The sequence below is a fragment of the Rhizobium sp. 05N49 genome (assembly GCF_056396805.1).
The window spans coordinates 104,942-122,170 of the sequence record NZ_JBFTME010000011.1 but is presented as its reverse complement, the minus strand read 5'-3'; the positions used below and the strand labels follow the sequence as shown (position 1 = coordinate 122,170).

Here is a 17,229-nt window from a genome sequence, read left to right as displayed (position 1 = left end):
CTGTTCTTGCCGCGAGCGCTTTGAAGCGCAGCCTGTCTAAGAGCTCAAGTTCCCCTATGAAGGTGGCCATCCCGCCGGCTGCCAGCTAGGTCGCGAACGACTTGTTGGGCCAACGGGCCGCCGTCCGGAGAGAACGCTCCACATGTTCGGCACCGAACCGCTTCAGCATCGATCTCAGCTCGGCATTTTCCTGACGAAACTTGACGATCATCAGCCTCTTCAACCGGCGGTTCTCCTCCTCGAGTGCGTTAAGATCGTCCTCGCCGTTATCGTGGGCAAAGACTTCGAGGCGTCCCCCGACTACGCGCTCCGGGAAAGAGGCGCGATTGTCAGGCTTGGAAGAACGAACAGGCTTAATTGCTATTGGCGGATTGTCATGCGCCGCGGTCGTATCGATGGCCGGAAGCTCATGGTCCAGCCCTTGCAGGGCTAAATTACGCTCGGTCAGGATCGTTCCGGTCGGAACACAAGGCTCCATCGAGGACGTACTCGCTAAGCCGGGAACCACAGCATTGGCAGGTTCCGCGTCCGCCCCATCGACGTCAGGCAAGACGCCATCAGTTTCGATCTGCAGCGCAACGGCCCGCAGATCGAGGCTGCCCCAAATGGATGGAGATCGAACTTGGGCCTGCCGCCGATTCTTGTATTCGACGACGAAGTTGCGCTGTGTTGTTCTCATCGTTCCCCAGCTTCACATCAATTGATCGAGCGCAGTGCCTACTGCCTCGTTGGTGAAGTCATCTCAAACATGAAGCCTTGCCTAGTTCATACCTAGCCGCTTGCGCAGCGAGGTATTTTCGTCGCGAAGTTTTTCGGCGAGCAACTTCCGCAGCCTGCGATTTTCTTCCTCGAGCTGGGCAAATTCAGCGAGTTCGCCGTCCAACGTGGCAGTGTTCGCGGACGCTCCGGGAGGCGCCACAGCAAGGGCTTTCTTCCACGTGTAGTAGGTCTGGTCGGATATCGCCACGGCCTTTACGGCATCCTTCAATGTTTCGCCACCGGCAATGGCAGCTTCAACTTGATTGATTTTCCCGCGCTTCTCGTCATCACTCAATCCGCGCGCCTTGGGCTTTGCCGTCTTTTGAATGGTCGAGTCAGCCTTTGCCGCCGTTGGTTTCTTAGACCTCGACCGCTTGCCGCGAGCGGACTCCGCTTCAGTCTTTGTTGTGATGTTATCAGACGGTGCAAGGAGTTCTTCGTCGGCCATCGATGATCCTCATGTTGTTCCACGCGTTTTCGACCAGGTCGGGGCTGGAGTCAACGTCGCGGCATCGAAAACCCCGATGAGCCCGCCTCCACCGAAGGAGTGCGGCAGACAGATTGCCAGCGGCCTGAATTTCTTGTGGTCGATCGGAGCTTCGAAATTGGACGTCAATTGCACTGTTGGGAAGACCGGCCAGGTTGAGGTCGCTCCAGTTCATGATGCACGACCGTTAGAGCGGTAATTCCGGCCTCATTGGCAGCAAGCAAGAAGATTTCACGAAATTGATCTGGGGAAATTTCTCCGGTAATCGCGTCGACGCAGGCTTTCACGGCAGCGACATACTCCTCGCCGTCATCAGACGGCCAATCTTTCATGAGGAGATGGGCTGCATCCCCCAGCGTCCGCACAACCCTTCGCGTTGCTGTACCGTGCCGAACAATGCCGATCGGCGTAAATGTCGATGACGTATCCCAGGACATGGCCCTCAACCCCAAGGCATTAAATTCCGTGCAACATACGCGCGAATTATTTAATTTAAAATTGAATATTTCTGCAGAACCAACCTTCGTTGAAGCTGTGCGTTACAAAAGCAAGGGCGCTCAACGACCATGCGTCGGAGCGCCCTTAAGCTGCGATCAACCGTTGTTGCGGCGTGGACGAAGGCAGCGATAACGAGATGCGTGGATTCGTAGTTGAATGCAACCGGAAGCGTTCAACCTGGTATCGCGCGACTGTGCATATCACCGCTATCCGAAAAGGTATTGTGGCGGATCAAATTGAGCGCGCTCGACGCGCTCGGTATTTCTACTCTTTTACCTCGCCTGGCTTGTTAATTGTTTGTGAACCATAATCCATGCGGGCGGAACGCCCTGAGAGGCATCATGACGATCCCGTTGCTTTCAGGAATCTATCGCAGTACGTCATGACAAGTATTTCGACTAAAGCTGTTATGGCATTACGCGAGGTGACGAGATAACGGTCGTCCTTCACGAAGGTCTCGATCAGGTTGATAGCGTCGTCAGGTGATCTTCAGCCACCGGCTGCTGTAAATGCCGATCGACGGACGACGACCATTGGGCGAGATCCTTCCGACGGTAGATCTTACCGGGCCGCAGGTGCTTTTTTAGTTCCTGTAACTTCGTCCTGTGATAGCTCCGGAACTCAGAAGTGGCTGGTTCCATAATACATATTATGCGATCAACCACTTATAGTTGTGGTTTCCAAGACTTCTCGTCCGCGTGGCGAATTTTATTTAGCTCAGCAGAAGCGTTTGCCGACCCTGAAGCTTAAGCAGATCAGTCGCTTTTCGGTCGAATGACACGAAGGTCTCCCCGCCAAGCCACGCTCCTTCATGAGCGATGACGCCATCGGCGAAATCGCCGCCGGCTTCAAGGACAGCCAGACCCGCTTCGACGGCAGGCCTGTCCATCGACACCTTCGCCGTGACCAGAAGATCGCGAATTGTCTGAGCGATATCGTCTTTGGACAGCTTCGCGCCGCGCCGCAAGATCCAGACCAGCTCGCAAAGACTTGGCAATGAAACAGAGATTAGTGTGGCTTCCTCAAGAAGCTTTGCAGCTGCCTTGCCTTGCTGCGGATCGTCCTGCAGAACCGCCCGCGCCAGGACATTTGTATCGGCCGCGATTTTCACGCGTCGTCGCTCCAGCCCTCAGCAGCTATCTCGTTCATTTCCTCGATGGTCAGCGCCTTTCTGGACTTGCCGGCGTGCCGTCCGATAAAACTGCCGATCGTGCCGGTCGCCCGGACAGCGCGGATTCGTAACTCGCCGCCAGGCAGCTTTTCGAATTCGATCCGTTCTCCGGGTTTCACACCAAGATGGGCAAGGAGGTCGCGCTTAAGGGTAACCTGGCCTTTCATGGAGAGAGCAACTGAAGGCATGAAAGTTCTCCGCACTGCATTTGCGACAAAGTAATGTAAATTTTTCTTACTTTCAAGCGATGAATGGAAATGTCCGCTCCGGTAAAGCTGAGGATGGCGACACATGCCGGCTTCAACCAGGGAATGGCCACCTTCGTCGCTCCGGATGGGTTCCGCTCGAGCGGTGAGTCAAGCTTGGTGCCTGCCGAGCGAATTTATCTGCAGCGAGATACTGAAAGGCGGAAGGCGGCGGAGCCGCGTTTTTGCGCGTTGTTGGTGCAAAAGTATCTTCGTCCATCCGAGTTCAGCACAGATCGTTTGAGCTAGCGTGCCGGTCAGAAATCCGCAGAGCTTCACGAACCTATCCCATTACTTCGGGAAGCGTTCGACATGTGTCTCTGCGGTGCGCCCGAAATAGACGACGCGGCGGCCCAGGAACGAGACGAGGTACCCCGCGCAGCCGGCGTCCTTCACTTTTTCGCTGAAGGCGACGTAGCTGTAGTCTGCGGGATTCGCCTGCGCCCACCGCACCAGGCGCTCGATTTCGGTGGGGTCGAAGGCTTCGGTGACGCTCCCTGCGGAGGGCTCCATATCCATCGTCACGTTGTCGCCGTCCGGCAGGTAGTAGGTCTGACTGTTCCGACGATAGTCGACCATGTAGCATTCAAAGCCTGCGTTGGTCAGCTTGCCAACGATCTCCGGAAAGCTCAGTCTGCCACTATGGGCAGCATGCAGGCAGGTTTCGGCAATAGAAATGCGCTCCGCGTCCATGGCGGGTTCCTTTCATAGCGATGTTCAACTGTGCCCCGCGGTCAGTCCACCGGGGTCGTTTTAAGCCCGCGCCGCTCGGCGAGATCCCTCAGGATGCGGTCGAGCTTTTTGTGCTCTTCCTTTGTCAACACACCGAAGAACTCGATGTCATTTGCGTCGGCAAACGAGGCTAGAACCGGAACCTTGGCTTTTCCCTCTTTCGTCAGACAGAGGCTGTGAACACGCTTGTCACTGGCGCTTTCCGTCCGATCGATCAGGCCTTTTGCCAGCAGCCTCTCCGCAAGCTTGCTGATGGCGCCCTTGGTCATGCCCATCCTGTTCGCCAGGATCGATGGTGGCGTAGGATCCTTGTCGTATAGCGCCCGCATGAACGACCATTCCGCCACGGTGACGCCTTCAGTCTCGACCTTGCGGGCGAATGCCTGCGATACGGCGTTGGACACCATACGCATCCAGAACCCGGTATGATCGGTCAATTCGGAAACCGCCTTCATCAGTCACCTCCCCGCTGACTTGGAAACAATCACAATATAGTTTCCTAGTCAACTATGCCTCCATGGGCGGGGTCTGGCCAGCCTCCCATCCATCATCTTAATGAATCGGTTCGGCCGGATCGATTCAAACTTGTCGTTGGACGCGCAAAGTAAAGCTGGCGATCCTGCAGGTATGACAACCCAATTCTACCAGCTCTACTGCCAGCGTATCGACGAGACGCAAAACATGGCGCGCTACTATACCTTGTCGATCCAGCCAACGCTGTTCGGAGAGATCGCGGTCATGCGCAGTTGGGGCCGGATCGGCAAGGCCGGCGGTGAGAAGAGTGAACTCTTTTCCAGCGAAGAGCAGGCGATATCACATTTCCTCGATATTGCCCGCAGGAAGCGCAGGAGGGGATATGTCCCCGTCGGGGCGCTTCGGGAGCGTAGCTGAGACCGTGAGGGTATTAGGGGTAAGCCAGCTCTGGCCGAAAGTCAGTCCGTAGAACCTTTGTCAGCCGCGTGCGCTTCTGAAACGGAAACGGGCGCATTATCCTGACCCTGCTAGAGAACTGGATCGCACCAGATCGACTGTTCGCGAGCGGCGCCCTCCAATCTCCTGCACTGCTTTGTTTTGACAATGAACGGCTTGGCATGGCGCCTAAATCCTCCGCGCGAATTTCTAGCCGGTCGATATCCGTTGCGCGGGACCTCGCAACCGGCCTTCGGCGAGGAGCCTCCGATCGGGCGAGCGGTTTCGTCAGCGTGTTGGATGGCCCTCGCACCACCTCCTGGCGCTCGCAGGAACGTCCGGCCGAACCGTTTGCGGGTCATGGTGCGGTGAGTTTCAGGAGCCAATGCCATTGCCGTTTTACACTTGCTCTTCGCTGCCTATCGTTACTGCGCGCAAGCAGGGTTCGCTCCTGAAGCATCGCCATCCTGAACACGCGCCGCGATCGGCGACCGTTTGGGGCGACAGCATCAGACTTTGGTCCCTGTTTTCCTCGATATCCGCTGTCCTATGTCACATCCGCCGAGTTTGAAAAATGGGTGAAACATGTTCTGGTGGATCTTCTGCGCCTACTTGTCCCTACAGGGCTTCATTGCATCCGGGATATTGCTATTGTTGCTGAGAGAAAGACTGAAAGCATCCAGGACACCCGCACCGGATACAAGTCAGCTCAGGCCGCAAAATAGCATGCAGCCCCAGGATCAGCGGCACGCTTAGGAATGATCGCGCGCAAAGCTGCTCGTCTCCGATGCCTCGTTATCATGAGGAGACCGGCGACACTTCGATTGTCGAGCGGATATAGGCATCGTCACATGTGCTGACCAAAATAGGCGAGACGCCGAATGACGCGGGCAGCGACCATTCATAGCGTCAGCCATCCATATTCCAGGCGAATCCTTTGTCGAGGTCTTTAACACTTGCCAGGATGTCAACAATAATGAAATTGATCTCGACCCGGTGCTTGTCTACCAGATCCCTCGAAAAATATCGGCCCATATATTCTTCAATACTTTGGCGCGTTATCGGAATACCTGCAGCCGTCAAAGCCGAGGCAGCTCGCAGAACCAACAGATTCGCTTCGATGCCATACATGGTGTCTTCGAAATTTGTCGTCGCAACACCCATGGCGTCCCTCTTTTTTTGCTCATATCTTGCCAACGCGCACTTGGACCGCTGCACCCGCACGGTAGATGAGGGTTCGTTCAGGGCTCTTAAGTGGCGTCCCCGTTCGCGCATCTTGACAGGATGCCAGTTATTTGGAGCTGTTCCTGAGCAAGCTTGTGAACCAGCGCAATCATTGCCCTGTTAACGTCGCGCTCATCGACGAGCGAAGGATTATCGGAGAGGACCTGGAGCGCGCGTTCGGCAAGCCGCTCCGTCCCCTGGTCTGCTGTCACATAACGTCGGGCCAATTCTTGGAGTTTTGCTCGAGCAGAACGATTTCGGAAGTGAAGCACGATATACCCGTTCATTTTCGGGTCGAGGGGTGCACCCACAAACACTTAGCCTTCAGCGCCAACGATCTCCGTATGCTGATGATGACGACATTTCTACGCGATAGGGCAGCTTTTAGGAAGGTCGCACGCATTCTAGTACGCTGGCGCACCGAGCCCTTGATTGCTCAATCAGGAGCGATGACCAGCTGCGATGAAGAACACGTCTTATCTCAGCGTAGGTACGCGCTCGGAAGAATCAGCTAGTCGTCTCGGAACCGAGCCATGAGATCCATCGGGGCTACGTCGGAGCAGAAACATTCTGAACAGATGCCGAAACCATCCTCGTCGAAGTCGCACATGCTCTTTCTTTGACGGCAGCAATCGCAGAGGACGGTTCCGCGGTTCGAGAGTCTCGCCGGGGGCAGGATCTCGGCAAGAGGACTTTCTTCCAGACGATCGATGGGTTCTGGCATGATGACGTCCCTTAGTTCCTATGGAGCATGAGATAGGAGCGACCGTCGACGCTTTCCAGATCGCGGGCGTGGGCGCCATTTTTTTGGGCGGCGAGGTCGACGGCTCAACTGAGGAAGGGCCGGTTATAAGTCTCGATCAGATGTAATTTATACTTGGTCAGGTATTCGCGATTTATGCCGAGACATTTCAACCTAGCGGTTTTGGATCAGCAGGAGCGACGAGCGTCTCTCCTGGTCAGAAGTCAGATCCCCAGCAATGGCTGTATGAGCCGCAACAATCTGCTCTTGAATCGGAGCGGGGCATCGGTGACGGCGAGACAAATGCAGTCTCTCCCAGGGTTGGCTCTCGGCTGATGCGTTAGATTGCCGTCAGCGATCTCTATGTCCCCTCTTCCAAAAGTCGAGATTTCGTCGCTAAAGCTCCCATCGAGGACAAGCGTGAGTTCCAGCCCGCCGTGCGAATGCTCCGGGACCGGCTGACCGGCGGGGATCTTAAGCAATCTAACTGACGTCGTCTTGTCCCCGATCGGAATTATCATTTGCGCGGCACCCCGGCCGAGTGAGCGCCACCTTAAGCCACCTGCAGCGTCGATATAGGTTCTGAGCGGTTCCGGGTAGGTAAGATCGGACGAGGAACGCTTTTTCATTCGAACGGCTTTTTCCATGTGTCCTGCCTCGATCTTGTCCTTAACACGACGCCAGCTTTCAGTGACATCGTCTCTTTCCGCATTTTCGCGTTCAAGAAAGTACCCCCCCACGCTTTCGAGCGTCCGCATTTCTGATCGGCATGCGGGGCATAAGGCGAGATGGGTAGCGACGGCAACACTCCATCCCTCGGCAAGGGTGCCCGCGCAGTATTGCATCAGCATGTCACCATCGAGATGATGTGCGATCATTTGGCTTGTTCCTGAAGCGCTAGGCGTAGTTTCTCGCATGCAAGTCGGATCCTCGATTTCACTGTTCCAATAGGGAGGTTTAGTCTGTCAGCTATCATCGAATGCGTGAGACCGTCGAAGAACGACATCCGCAAAACCTCCATGTGCTTACCGCTCAGGGCAATCATTGCGCGGTTCAATGCTGCCGCGTCCTGCTCTCGCTCGATCTTCGCGTCTGCCGTTTCAAGCTCATCCGGCACGAGAGCTGGATCGTTCTCGTCGAACGCCGGTCGCGTGCCTCTACGAGCAGAGTCAATCATCTGGTTTCTTGCAATCGTGTAGATCCACGTCGACGCCTGCGCCTTGGCGGCATCGAAGAGCGCAGCCTTGTGCCAAACGCGCATCATAGTCTCCTGAGCCAATTCTTCGGCCAGAACGCGATCACCCTTCGTCATCCGCATCATGTAAGAACGCACTCGCGGATAGAAATGCCCGTATAGGATTTCGAATGCGCCAACATCACGCGAGTTCGCTATCGCCGACATCAAACCAATCATCTGGTCCGCGCCGAGAGCAAGCCTCTCATCCTCCAAAGCTCTGGCCTTTCGCTCCCTGCCCAGCTTTGGCCGCGCGATTGCCTTGGCGCAGTCAGCTCGACGGGATCCAATCCGCAGATATGTGTTCATGCGAATGTTACGCAGCCCAGGAAAACCAGATCACAAAAAAGAGTGGCACTTTGTCATGGTCGCCGACACGTTTGGCTGCCGGCGGTGATTTAGTGCCCCTGATTTCCGCCACAGGGCTGATCTGCTCCGCCCATTCGGTCAAGCATGACGAGATCGCCTGTCACGGCACGCTGAATGCCTGGGCAAACAGGTCGGTCTGAAGGGCGCCGTTCCGCTGCGCAAAGCCAACTTGACGAAGAGGAAGCAACAGACAAGAAACTCACGCGCTCGTCGAGACGGCCGCCGAGCCAGCGGCAACGCTAAAAGCGCCTGATACCAAGGGGCTTTTCAGGCGATGGCAGACCTGTTGACGCACGACGGCCAATAGTGGTCGGTTATATAATCGGGCCGGTAGTGGCGACAACTGCGACAGAGAAATGGATTGCAAAACCGATCTGAAGTTTGAAGAACCCCACGGATGAGGGGATAGCAATGCCCGTCACACGTTCGCGAGCTTCGAAGCCTTCGAGATCGGTTTGTTGCAAACGCCTTTGCCCTTCCACACGAAGCTTTGAAACTTGGTCGGCCCCGGCATAAAGTGCCGCCGCGCCATAAAGTCTGCCCTCAATCACCTTGAACAAACTTACGGCCTCTTTTTCTAACCCCAGCAACCCATAGGCTTTCGTTCAAGACCGCTGCGGAAGGCGATTTGAGATGCCGGACGTGGGACAAAGCGGCGACAGTGACGAAGACCCGCGCGGGCACCAGGTATGTCTATCAGGTCCAATATGTGCAGCAGCAGAGCACGGGCCTGGAACAAGCACGGCCGACGGCGATTTCTCTAGTCGAGCAAGCAAAAAAGGAAGACCGTTATGCGCAGGTTCATCGCAGCTATCTCGATCATTCTCACCGCCTCCGGGGCCGTTCCCGCGCTCGCCCAGACGTTCGGCGACATGGACTCCAGTGGCCGCTTCGGTGGCATGCCGCCAGGCACCGACCGGTACCGGCAGGATTATGATCAGGGTGGGATATCAATCCCGATCGACCCAGTCGAAACAGGTAGCGTCACTGTCGTGCGCCCCCCAAAGGCAGAATGCCCGCAGCAGGGAACGCGAGAGTGGCGTGAACGGAAGGCCGATGGCACGTTGGAGGAGGAATGCCGATAAGCAAGTTCCAGCGTTCTCTGGTCAGCGGAGCGCACGGCTAGACTTCGATCAAACCGCGCGGGGTACGTTCCCGCGCGGCCGGCCGGCTTAGGGTTGGTTTAAGAACACGAAGGCTCGTTATTCTGCCGACTTGGAAGACGCGCCGTCGATCATCGTGGCCTTCTCTTGCAGCTTCCTCCCTGACCGCGCAAACCTGGGATTCTCCGTGCGACCGATCACGTCGCGGGGGCGGAACAATCAAGAAGCTGTTCCATTACGCCCCCAATAAACTGTGGAGTTTTGAATGACCGTGGCGACGACATCCGAGCGCAAGCGCCCTGTGCGCGGCCAGCCCTATTCCCTCGAAGAATTTGAACAAAAATATGCTCTCGACCGAGAGAGCGCCAAGGCCATTTTTGAGCGTTTCGGCCCGTCGTCGATCGAGCTCGACCTTTTGATGGCGGCGAAGAAACGCACGCCTTCCATCCATGCGATAACGGAAGACCTCCGCTTCTGAGTTGCGGCGTTGAAAACGCGCTGGATGCTGTTGCCGCATAGTGCAATATCATTTGGAGGGAGTTCGGCGCCAGGGCAGCGCTTTTTTCGGTGCAGGAGCGAAGGCCACTTGTCATGACCTTGATTGCGCTTGCCTACGCGGAACGGTGACGCTGCCAACCGGAACAGGAGCCGTGAGGGGCGAAAGGAGCTATCTTGCCATGTCGACTTCGGCGAACGAGAACCGGCGGTGAGTGATGGTAGGTCTTATTCACAGCCTGCGGGCGTAGGTCCCGGCCCCCCAAAAGGGTAGGGATTAGGGTGATTCAACCTGACCGAAAGTCGGCTAACCTCCCCTCCGTGAGACAGTAGGGGCGAGGCGCTATGCTGATCGAGATTTTCAGGCAAGGGGCAGATGCGCCCGAAATCTTCGACGTGCTGGTCAGTGAAGAAGGGCAGATGTCCTATGTAACGGACCGGCCGAGGAAAGCACATCTTCGCATCGTCGTGCACACGCCGCAAAAGCACATCAATACCAATGCGGCGAGCGGCCTCTTTCGCATCATTCATTCCTATGGAGAATGCACGGTGCGCTTCATCGGTTTTGAATAACCTTCGTCCGGCTGCCGACAAGATGGCAGCGCCGTGGCCGAGCTTACTAATGGAGGAGCCGCCCGTTGGCGACCGATCAAGGCGCACCGCCATGGCCGATGGATCAGGTCGTCATCCCACCGAAGTGAAGGATCGATCTGCATCCTTTCGCTTGTTCCTCAAGGTTCGACCCGTCTTGGCAGCCGTCTATTTCGAGGGCGAAGAACGGCGCTTAAGAAGGGCGGCCCTGATGAGCTCGTTCTTGGTGGGTTGTGGGGGCTCGGAGTCTGGCGTTTTCTCGACCGCAAGCCCGCCCTGTTTCATTTCGAGAAAGCGGCGTTGCGCTTCTAGGCGATCAGCCTCGGACACTGCTTCAACGACGGCGCCTTCCAGATCATGTCGCATCGCGTCGGGCTGGGCGCTCGCAAAATAGTAGCGCTTCAGCCGGACATAGACTGCGGTCGCCCGTCTCAGCTTCGTCACGCCGACCTCTGGCTTCAGTAGAGGCCGGATGTCCTCGAAGATACCCCGCGCAAAGGGCCGGATGGGATCACCAGCCTTCTGCGGCAAGACGTTGATCGGTCGAACGAGAAGCGCGTTGATCGCCCCCGCTTTATCGACATCACGCTGCGTGGCGGCAATCGGGCTACAGCTTTCGGTCCAGCGCCTTGTCATTGGTTCCCCCGTCATTTAGGTCCTCGCTCGCTTGTCACAGGAATTTAACGAACCGATGAAAATTGGCACGCTCGTATTCTGGAGGCAGCTTTTTTTCTTCAATCGGAGCGCCCACCGTACGCCAGCGGACAAATGCTGGCTTGCGACCCGAATCGTGGTCTCCTCTCGACAGAGGTCGAATCATCATCTTGGCCTCTCTCACACAACGGATCGCTTTTGGCCGATCAATAAATGAGGACCGATAAAATGATTGGGTTGGAACCCGGCGCCTATTACTGGGCTGTCGCCAGACAACCGGAGGCGCAACCAGTTGTCGTTCAGGTTTCGACCGTCTTTGGCGAGGATCGCGAATATTGGACGCTTGCATTGGTCGGATCAAACCAACACAAGATGCCCGAGGAATTTTCGATCCTTGCGCGCATAGAGGAATGTCAGGCCACAATGTCCCGGTCCACTACGAAAGCGGCCAGGCCTTGAAAGGATCGAACGCGGTAAGCCTCCTCGACAGCGGATCGGCCTCGCCCCAGCAATAGATCTCGGAGCGAAGATATGCAGATGCTCTTCGAGCCTCTCTTCTGCAAGATCGATCCACCAGGCCTTCGGCTTCTGTCATTGCCACCGGCTCAACGGTAGCCGCGTGCCTTGAGCTGATCCTTCAAGCTCGCAGCCGAGACTTCGCAAAAAGCGTGCTCTTAGGCGGCTAGATCAGTTGACGAAATTGGCCTTATGATCAGCGTTCCTGACGGTTGGCGTGAGATAGGGACAGGCGGTGCTGCCAACTGGCCACGCGCAGCCAAAGTTAACGTGCACGTTCATCAGTTCGCGGTTTTCGAAGCGTGGTTGGCACCACCTGAGAAGCTTCAGGCTGAAACCTGTGACGCAAGAGATAGACCGTATTGCCTCAGCATTTGATCTGAAAATTGCGGTTTTGCGAAGAAATAGCCTTGCCCTGTTCTACATCCGAGCTGACGAAGCACATCCAGCTCGTTCTTCCCTTCAATTCCTTCGGCGATGATATCCAGACCCAAGCCATGCGCCATCGACATGATCGCCTTGACGATTTCCAGGACCCCAGCCTCCCCGGTCATTCTTCGAACAAAGGACTGATCGATCTTCAGCTTGTCGAGCGGCAGGTCGGCGAGATAGCGCATGGAGGAATAGCCGGTTCCGAAATCGTCAAGCGCGATCCGCACACCGGTCTGCCGGACGGCGGCCATCTTCGTCCTGGAGCGCCCGCCATCGCCAATAAAGGCTGACTCCGTCAGTTCCACACAGAGGCGCGATGCCGGTAGACCGCTCGACGTCAGTGCCGCCTCGATCTCCGCGGCCATGTCTGAACGCTCGAATTGGATCGATGAGGCGTTGACCGAAATAATTCCGGCCGGCCATCTCGCCGCCTCTGCACAAGCTTCCATCAGAACCCAGCGGCCGATCTCGCAGATCAGACCAGAGGATTCGGCAATGGGAATGAATTCCGCGGGCGAGATCGCTCCAAGTTCTGGATGCTGCCACCGAAGCAGCGCTTCTGCGCCGACGAAGTCTCCGCTTGCCAGGTCGACCTGCGACTGGAAGAGCAGGAAAAATTCTCGTTTCCTCAGCGCATCGCGCATCTCGATCTCCAGCCGACGTGAACGCAGCTGTCGCAAGGCGGTTGCCGGGTCAAATTCGGACCAACGACCGGCTGCTTGCTTCGTTGCGTGCAGCGCGGATTCTGCTGCATGCAATGCCGCCACCGGATCGTCGGCGATCGATCGGGCCAGCCCGAGCCTGACCGCAACCGTCAGGGACAGGGCGTCAAGTACGATCGCTTCTTCGAACAGGCCGAGAACGCATTCGACCTGCGCGGCCGGTGTCTCCGGTCCTGCAAGAAAAACGGCAAAGAGATCGCCATCGATCCGGGCCAGCGGAGCCTCCCGGAAAGTTGACGCAAGCCTGGAGGCAACGGCGTTCAGAAGGGCATCACCGACATTGCGCCCAAGGGTTGCGCAGATCGTCGAGAAGCGTTCGACGTCGATGACCGCAATAGTTCCGTCAGCACCTGTCAGGCGCGCCAGAAATTCGCGACGGTTCAAGAGGCCCGTCAGCTCGTCGCGCTCAGCGAGCCTCTTCAGATTATCTTCGTAGCGCGTCCTGGCGGTGATGTCGCGAATGATTGCGCATCCGGCAAAGGACGATGCTGGCTTCGTAGGAGACACGTCGATGGGAGAAACGGTTATCGAAGCCTCGAAAAACGCATCTCCATCGCCCGTTTGTCGGCGGAATTCGACGCCCGCGGATTGGACCTTGTCTGGCTCCTTGTCGCGCCGCAGAAGCAAATCTCCAAGCGCGGCGGCCGTGACCGGATCGAGGCTGTCGGGAAGAAACGCGTGTTTTTCTATGCCGAGGCTTGACTTCGCAGATTGGTTGATTTCCACAACCCTAAGCGCGCTGTCGAAGGCGATAACGCCGTCCGAACTGCCGGCAATGATGGACCGCATCAGCCATCGGGCATTCCTGCTTTCGCTGCTTGTCAGCAGGGCAAGCATCCGGCTGAGGTCGACCCGCTCGTTGAGGGCCAGCACCCAAGCCAGCCCGACAAGTACCCAGCACTCTGCCGTCCCCACGAGCAAGCCGGCATCGGCCTGGAGGCGGAATGCGACGACTTCTGTTGAAACGAGCACGACACCGGCGAGGCCTGTGATGACGATCATGGACACAAAGCGCGTCGCCAAGATAACGACGATCAAAACCGCAGCGAGCAGAAGCTCCAAAGGCATTGCGTCAGGATGGGCCAGGATCCGGTTCTGCAGCAGCGTTTCGGCAGCGAGAACATGAATGAGCGGACCGGGAAGCGTCCCGTAAACCGGTACGGAGAAAAAATCCTTGAGTTCAGCGGCAGAAGCGCCAACGATGACGGCTCGCCCTTTGAGCTGCGCTTCCGCGACCCTGCCATTCAGCACGTCCGAAAGAGAGTAGCTCGGAATGGTATCAGGTGCGATCGAATAATCGATCGGCAGGGTTCCGGACGTTTCCGAGCGACCCGCCAAAGCGACAGCGCCTGATGAAGTTGGACTGCCGTCCAGCTGCCCACCAAGGTCGAACTCACGGACCGAGCCGTCTGCATCAAGGTGAACGTTGGCGAGTACGGGCCACGCGGCCTGAAGGAAATCGGGGATCGGCTTGGAGAATGTCGTCTGCGCTGAGCCCGCTGCGAGCTGCTGGCGGAAAACCGGCAATAGGACCCCGCCCGCATTGGAGAGTGCCAATGCGAGGGCCCGATCCTCCTCCCCGACGGAGGGGCTGGAGAAGTCGATGTCCAAGAAGATGTCTTTGGCCTGAGCAGCGGCCAAGTTGTCGAGCAGCTTTGCGTAGGTGCTTCGCGGCCAAGGCCAGATGCCGACTGCGTCCAGGCTGCTCTTATCGATAGCAATGAAGAYGATCCTTCCGCTCGCGTGACGCGGTGCCCAGCGAAAACGCTCGGCAATGAGATTGTCATTGATCTGTTTAAGCGGCGTGATGCTGGGAGCGGCCAGCGGCAGGGCCAGCATCATGAGCACGACGGCGGCCCGCAAGACAGACGTACCGGAGATAGGCAAGACGTTTAGCCACCGCAAGCACGCGATCGCTCTCACTTGTTCTTGCCCTGCCCATTTCCGTTGCCGTTGTTTCCCTTTCCACTGTTGCCGCCGCCCTGGCCATGTCCATTGTTGCCGCTGCCGTTGTTGCCGCTCGCTCCCTTGCCGCCGTTGGCTTGGCCGCCGCCATTGCCATTGCCGGAATTGCCGCCGCTGCCGCCGCTATTTCCGTTGCCGCTGCTGGAACTGCCGCTGCCGCCGCTATGTCCGTTGCCATTGCCGGAATTGCCGCTGCCACCGCCATGACCGCTGCCATTGCCGCCGCTATTGCTGTTGCCGCCTCCATTGCCGCTGCTGGAACTGCGGCCGTCATTTCCGCTGGCACGACTATCACCTTTGCCTTTGCCATTGCCGGCGGGTGCCTCGGACGTCGCATCCGCGCTGGACACGCCGCTTTTTGCCTCCTTTGCCGCCTTACCGGAGAGCTTTGCAGCTCCGACAGCCGGGACCAGGGCGACAGACGGTGCAACCGAAGTCACCGACGGAGCGGAAGCCTTGCCTGCTACCGTCATACCGCGTGCTCCGTCGACTGTGGCACTCTGGCGAGGCCCGACGTTCGATCGCTGGCCGCTGGCAAAAGACGTGACCTGCACAAGCCCTCGATCCACGGATACCGAAGCCTTCGTCTTGCCAACGCTGACATGGAATATTGTGCCCTTCACCACGGCCGCAAGAAAGGGGGTTTGCACCGTGGTATGAGGCTGGCTGCGCTTTTCAATCTCCAGATCCAGCGCGCCAACCTGCTGGACGACCTGTGTCTTCCTGGAGAAGAAGCCCGAGGTCGTGGTGATCGAAGCCATCGTGCCGGGTTGGAAACCTATGCTTTCAACGCCACGGACGAGCTGCGCGCGGCCCCGGGGCCCCGTCAATATCCACGCCGCGTTGGGAACGGCGTCGCCAGCATGCAGATCAACCCAGGTCGCGCGGTCGAGCGTGTACCTGACTTGGCCCGAGGTTTTGGCGACACGCCAATCCTCGTCCGCCGCGATCGCTGCAACAGGCACAAAAAAAACGAGGATCAAGAAACGAAGGATTGCCAGCATGTTGCTCCCCATGAATTCAGGGGAAATAGACCATGGCAGTATTGACGAAAGATTATTAAGTGTTGCGGGATTTCGCCGTTTGAATGTTCTGTACGGTAGCAGACAACATGCTCAAGAAATCTTTATTTAAATCTTGGATTTGATCGCGGCTGCCGCGACGCTGCGGCATCGCTCAAGGCTTTCGCGATAGCGCCTGGATCCGGCGATTTCGTCACGACGGATATGCGAAGGTCGGTTGGAACCAGTTCCGGATTCCCAGTCAGGAAGACCACACCAACACCGTAGCGGCTGACTAGCTCCTGCGCAATCTGTGGACCCGACAAGCCGTCGGCGAGGCGGACGTCAACGACTGCGATATCCGCATCACCCGCCATCTGAATCGCCTCGGCTGCATTTTTCGCAAGTCCAACCACGTCGAACCCGAGCTTAAGGGCAACGTCCTCGATCACAACGGCAATTTCCAGCTCATCTTCGATGATCAGCACGCGCATCCTTGACACCCCGCTTTGATCTTGAAAACGCAGAACGGACCCGAGAGTTCTGCGGAAGACTGATCTTATCGTCATGATTGCCGGTCAATCGACGAAATCGTGTGAGCCGTTCCATGGAACGGGGGTTCACCCTTGCTACAAACAGGCACAAAGATCTTGATCATGCCAATGACGGCGTTTGCCGGTTCGTTTCCTGCAAATACCGCTAAGGCATGTTGCCTGACACCTGATGCTTCTTGTTCGAACCAGGGAATCGAACCAGGCCAGTCGATCCCGTTGGTGTACTCGGGTTGGAGGTAGCGCGTTGACGCGCCTCGCCCAGCGTCCAATAAAGTCCCCGATCAGCATCGTGATCAGCGCCTCACCGTTGGCGCCTGCTCGGCTGCCCAATAGACAAAAGATGGGAGGGTGTTTGCGACACGCGGTGAGTTCCTGAAGAGCGGAGGGGAACCAGTTGAGGTGTCTGCCGTTTTGCAGGCAAGGAGCCGAAAATGCTGTTTTTCTTCAATATTCGATCAAAGAACATCGAGGATGTTGACCAAGATGGCATGGACCTGCCCTCGCTCGAGGCCGCGCGGTCGGAAGCGCGTCGCTCGGCCAGAGAAATGGTAGCCGAAATGATACTGCAGGAAGAACATATTGACGGAATGCGCTTCGAGATCACGGACGAAGCCGGTAGGCTCGTCGCTACGATCCGGTTCCGGGACGTCATCCGGCTAACGTGATGGTCTCTAGCCCGACGCGCCTACGCCGCCTGGCGAGGCTAGCCACTCCGGCCGGCTGGGCCCATCGGCGTGTCGGAGCCGAAAGTCACGAGCTTCTCCATCGTTGCCCTCCGCTGACTTGCCGCGGGTTCAAGATGGGGCCGGGCGCAACTCCATCGACA

At 57.3% G+C, this 17,229-nt stretch carries 20 protein-coding genes; 5 read left to right on the top strand and 15 right to left on the bottom strand.

What is annotated here, in order from left to right; all coding sequences use genetic code 11:
• Positions 1-85: 85 nt before the first annotated feature.
• From AC1DF8_RS22155 to AC1DF8_RS22125, 7 genes are all read right to left on the bottom strand, one after another.
• The gene (locus AC1DF8_RS22155; protein ID WP_478155012.1) at positions 86-679 is read right to left on the bottom strand and encodes a hypothetical protein; all 594 of its coding nucleotides are present in this window, start codon (positions 677-679) and stop codon (positions 86-88) included.
• An 81-nt stretch (positions 680-760) separates the two neighbouring features.
• Positions 761-1,207 (bottom strand): transposase, encoded by a 447-nt coding sequence (locus tag AC1DF8_RS22150; RefSeq protein ID WP_478155010.1) that lies wholly within the window; start codon positions 1,205-1,207, stop codon positions 761-763.
• A 164-nt stretch (positions 1,208-1,371) separates the two neighbouring features.
• On the bottom strand, positions 1,372-1,683 hold the full coding sequence (locus AC1DF8_RS22145; RefSeq protein ID WP_112971320.1) for a DUF982 domain-containing protein: 312 nt from the start codon (positions 1,681-1,683) through the stop codon (positions 1,372-1,374).
• 773 nt (positions 1,684-2,456) lie between these two features.
• The gene (locus AC1DF8_RS22140; protein ID WP_183881744.1) at positions 2,457-2,855 is read right to left on the bottom strand and encodes a type II toxin-antitoxin system VapC family toxin; all 399 of its coding nucleotides are present in this window, start codon (positions 2,853-2,855) and stop codon (positions 2,457-2,459) included.
• Positions 2,852-3,103, bottom strand: a complete 252-nt coding sequence (locus AC1DF8_RS22135; RefSeq protein WP_478155008.1) for an AbrB/MazE/SpoVT family DNA-binding domain-containing protein — start codon at positions 3,101-3,103, stop codon at positions 2,852-2,854. Before AC1DF8_RS22135 ends, AC1DF8_RS22140 begins: the two co-directional genes overlap by 4 nt.
• 348 nt (positions 3,104-3,451) lie before the next feature.
• Positions 3,452-3,853: a DUF1398 domain-containing protein gene (locus tag AC1DF8_RS22130; RefSeq protein ID WP_478155007.1), complete on the bottom strand. Its 402-nt coding sequence runs from the start codon at positions 3,851-3,853 to the stop codon at positions 3,452-3,454.
• 41 nt (positions 3,854-3,894) lie between these two features.
• A complete protein-coding gene (locus AC1DF8_RS22125) occupies positions 3,895-4,347 on the bottom strand; it encodes a MarR family winged helix-turn-helix transcriptional regulator (RefSeq protein WP_478155006.1) in 453 nt (150 codons plus the stop codon).
• Between the two features lie 172 nt (positions 4,348-4,519).
• On the opposite strand from AC1DF8_RS22125, the gene AC1DF8_RS22120 reads away from it, so the two are divergent.
• Positions 4,520-4,783 (top strand): WGR domain-containing protein, encoded by a 264-nt coding sequence (locus AC1DF8_RS22120; protein WP_478155005.1) that lies wholly within the window; start codon positions 4,520-4,522, stop codon positions 4,781-4,783.
• A 927-nt stretch (positions 4,784-5,710) separates the two neighbouring features.
• Here AC1DF8_RS22120 and AC1DF8_RS22115 read toward each other — a convergent pair.
• The 4 genes from AC1DF8_RS22115 to AC1DF8_RS22100 form a co-directional block, all read right to left on the bottom strand.
• Positions 5,711-5,965 (bottom strand): hypothetical protein, encoded by a 255-nt coding sequence (locus AC1DF8_RS22115; RefSeq protein WP_478155003.1) that lies wholly within the window; start codon positions 5,963-5,965, stop codon positions 5,711-5,713.
• Positions 5,966-6,991: 1,026 nt separating this feature from the next.
• A complete protein-coding gene (locus tag AC1DF8_RS22110; RefSeq protein WP_112543307.1) occupies positions 6,992-7,645 on the bottom strand; it encodes a ChrR family anti-sigma-E factor in 654 nt (217 codons plus the stop codon).
• A complete protein-coding gene (locus AC1DF8_RS22105; RefSeq protein WP_478155001.1) occupies positions 7,642-8,310 on the bottom strand; it encodes a sigma-70 family RNA polymerase sigma factor in 669 nt (222 codons plus the stop codon). The genes AC1DF8_RS22110 and AC1DF8_RS22105 overlap by 4 nt, the downstream gene beginning before the upstream one ends.
• Positions 8,311-8,684: 374 nt before the next feature.
• Positions 8,685-8,930 carry a hypothetical protein gene (locus AC1DF8_RS22100; RefSeq protein WP_478154999.1) on the bottom strand — a complete coding sequence of 82 codons (246 nt, stop codon included), beginning with the start codon at positions 8,928-8,930 and terminating at the stop codon, positions 8,685-8,687.
• Between the two features lie 231 nt (positions 8,931-9,161).
• On the opposite strand from AC1DF8_RS22100, the gene AC1DF8_RS22095 reads away from it, so the two are divergent.
• The 3 genes from AC1DF8_RS22095 (at position 9,162) to AC1DF8_RS22085 (ending at position 10,541) form a co-directional block, all read left to right on the top strand.
• Positions 9,162-9,455, top strand: a complete 294-nt coding sequence (locus AC1DF8_RS22095) for a hypothetical protein (protein WP_183882323.1) — start codon at positions 9,162-9,164, stop codon at positions 9,453-9,455.
• Between the two features lie 283 nt (positions 9,456-9,738).
• Positions 9,739-9,951 (top strand): hypothetical protein, encoded by a 213-nt coding sequence (locus AC1DF8_RS22090; protein WP_112543304.1) that lies wholly within the window; start codon positions 9,739-9,741, stop codon positions 9,949-9,951.
• A 362-nt stretch (positions 9,952-10,313) separates the two neighbouring features.
• A complete protein-coding gene (locus tag AC1DF8_RS22085) occupies positions 10,314-10,541 on the top strand; it encodes a hypothetical protein (protein ID WP_112543303.1) in 228 nt (75 codons plus the stop codon).
• A gap of 186 nt (positions 10,542-10,727) precedes the next feature.
• Here AC1DF8_RS22085 and AC1DF8_RS22080 read toward each other — a convergent pair whose 3' ends face one another.
• The 4 genes from AC1DF8_RS22080 to AC1DF8_RS22065 all read right to left on the bottom strand — a co-directional run bounded on the left by AC1DF8_RS22080 (position 10,728) and on the right by AC1DF8_RS22065 (position 16,343).
• Entirely contained in the window at positions 10,728-11,195 is a 468-nt protein-coding gene (locus AC1DF8_RS22080; protein ID WP_113210932.1) for a ProQ/FINO family protein, read from the bottom strand.
• Positions 11,196-12,055: 860 nt separating this feature from the next.
• Complete coding sequence (locus AC1DF8_RS22075) at positions 12,056-14,770, bottom strand: EAL domain-containing protein (protein ID WP_478154997.1); 2,715 nt, start codon at positions 14,768-14,770, stop codon at positions 12,056-12,058.
• A 32-nt stretch (positions 14,771-14,802) separates the two neighbouring features.
• Positions 14,803-15,852, bottom strand: coding sequence for a FecR family protein (locus AC1DF8_RS22070; protein WP_478154996.1), 1,050 nt, complete (start codon positions 15,850-15,852; stop codon positions 14,803-14,805).
• A gap of 122 nt (positions 15,853-15,974) precedes the next feature.
• Positions 15,975-16,343 carry a response regulator gene (locus AC1DF8_RS22065; RefSeq protein ID WP_478154994.1) on the bottom strand — a complete coding sequence of 123 codons (369 nt, stop codon included), beginning with the start codon at positions 16,341-16,343 and terminating at the stop codon, positions 15,975-15,977.
• A gap of 491 nt (positions 16,344-16,834) precedes the next feature.
• Between AC1DF8_RS22065 and AC1DF8_RS22060 the strand changes: the two genes are divergently transcribed.
• Positions 16,835-17,068, top strand: coding sequence for a DUF6894 family protein (locus AC1DF8_RS22060; RefSeq protein ID WP_112543299.1), 234 nt, complete (start codon positions 16,835-16,837; stop codon positions 17,066-17,068).
• Positions 17,069-17,229: the final 161 nt, after the last annotated feature.

Coding starts and splice junctions, on each gene's coding strand:
- AC1DF8_RS22155 (WP_478155012.1), bottom strand. CDS start 679: ATGAGAACAACACAGCGCAACTTCGTCGTCGAATACAAGAATCGGCGG.
- AC1DF8_RS22150 (WP_478155010.1), bottom strand. CDS start 1,207: ATGGCCGACGAAGAACTCCTTGCACCGTCTGATAACATCACAACAAAG.
- AC1DF8_RS22145 (WP_112971320.1), bottom strand. CDS start 1,683: ATGTCCTGGGATACGTCATCGACATTTACGCCGATCGGCATTGTTCGG.
- AC1DF8_RS22135 (WP_478155008.1), bottom strand. CDS start 3,103: ATGCCTTCAGTTGCTCTCTCCATGAAAGGCCAGGTTACCCTTAAGCGC.
- AC1DF8_RS22130 (WP_478155007.1), bottom strand. CDS start 3,853: ATGGACGCGGAGCGCATTTCTATTGCCGAAACCTGCCTGCATGCTGCC.
- AC1DF8_RS22125 (WP_478155006.1), bottom strand. CDS start 4,347: ATGAAGGCGGTTTCCGAATTGACCGATCATACCGGGTTCTGGATGCGT.
- AC1DF8_RS22120 (WP_478155005.1), top strand. CDS start 4,520: ATGACAACCCAATTCTACCAGCTCTACTGCCAGCGTATCGACGAGACG.
- AC1DF8_RS22115 (WP_478155003.1), bottom strand. CDS start 5,965: ATGGGTGTTGCGACGACAAATTTCGAAGACACCATGTATGGCATCGAA.
- AC1DF8_RS22110 (WP_112543307.1), bottom strand. CDS start 7,645: ATGATCGCACATCATCTCGATGGTGACATGCTGATGCAATACTGCGCG.
- AC1DF8_RS22105 (WP_478155001.1), bottom strand. CDS start 8,310: ATGAACACATATCTGCGGATTGGATCCCGTCGAGCTGACTGCGCCAAG.
- AC1DF8_RS22095 (WP_183882323.1), top strand. CDS start 9,162: ATGCGCAGGTTCATCGCAGCTATCTCGATCATTCTCACCGCCTCCGGG.
- AC1DF8_RS22090 (WP_112543304.1), top strand. CDS start 9,739: ATGACCGTGGCGACGACATCCGAGCGCAAGCGCCCTGTGCGCGGCCAG.
- AC1DF8_RS22085 (WP_112543303.1), top strand. CDS start 10,314: ATGCTGATCGAGATTTTCAGGCAAGGGGCAGATGCGCCCGAAATCTTC.
- AC1DF8_RS22080 (WP_113210932.1), bottom strand. CDS start 11,195: ATGACAAGGCGCTGGACCGAAAGCTGTAGCCCGATTGCCGCCACGCAG.
- AC1DF8_RS22070 (WP_478154996.1), bottom strand. CDS start 15,852: ATGCTGGCAATCCTTCGTTTCTTGATCCTCGTTTTTTTTGTGCCTGTT.
- AC1DF8_RS22065 (WP_478154994.1), bottom strand. CDS start 16,343: ATGCGCGTGCTGATCATCGAAGATGAGCTGGAAATTGCCGTTGTGATC.
- AC1DF8_RS22060 (WP_112543299.1), top strand. CDS start 16,835: ATGCTGTTTTTCTTCAATATTCGATCAAAGAACATCGAGGATGTTGAC.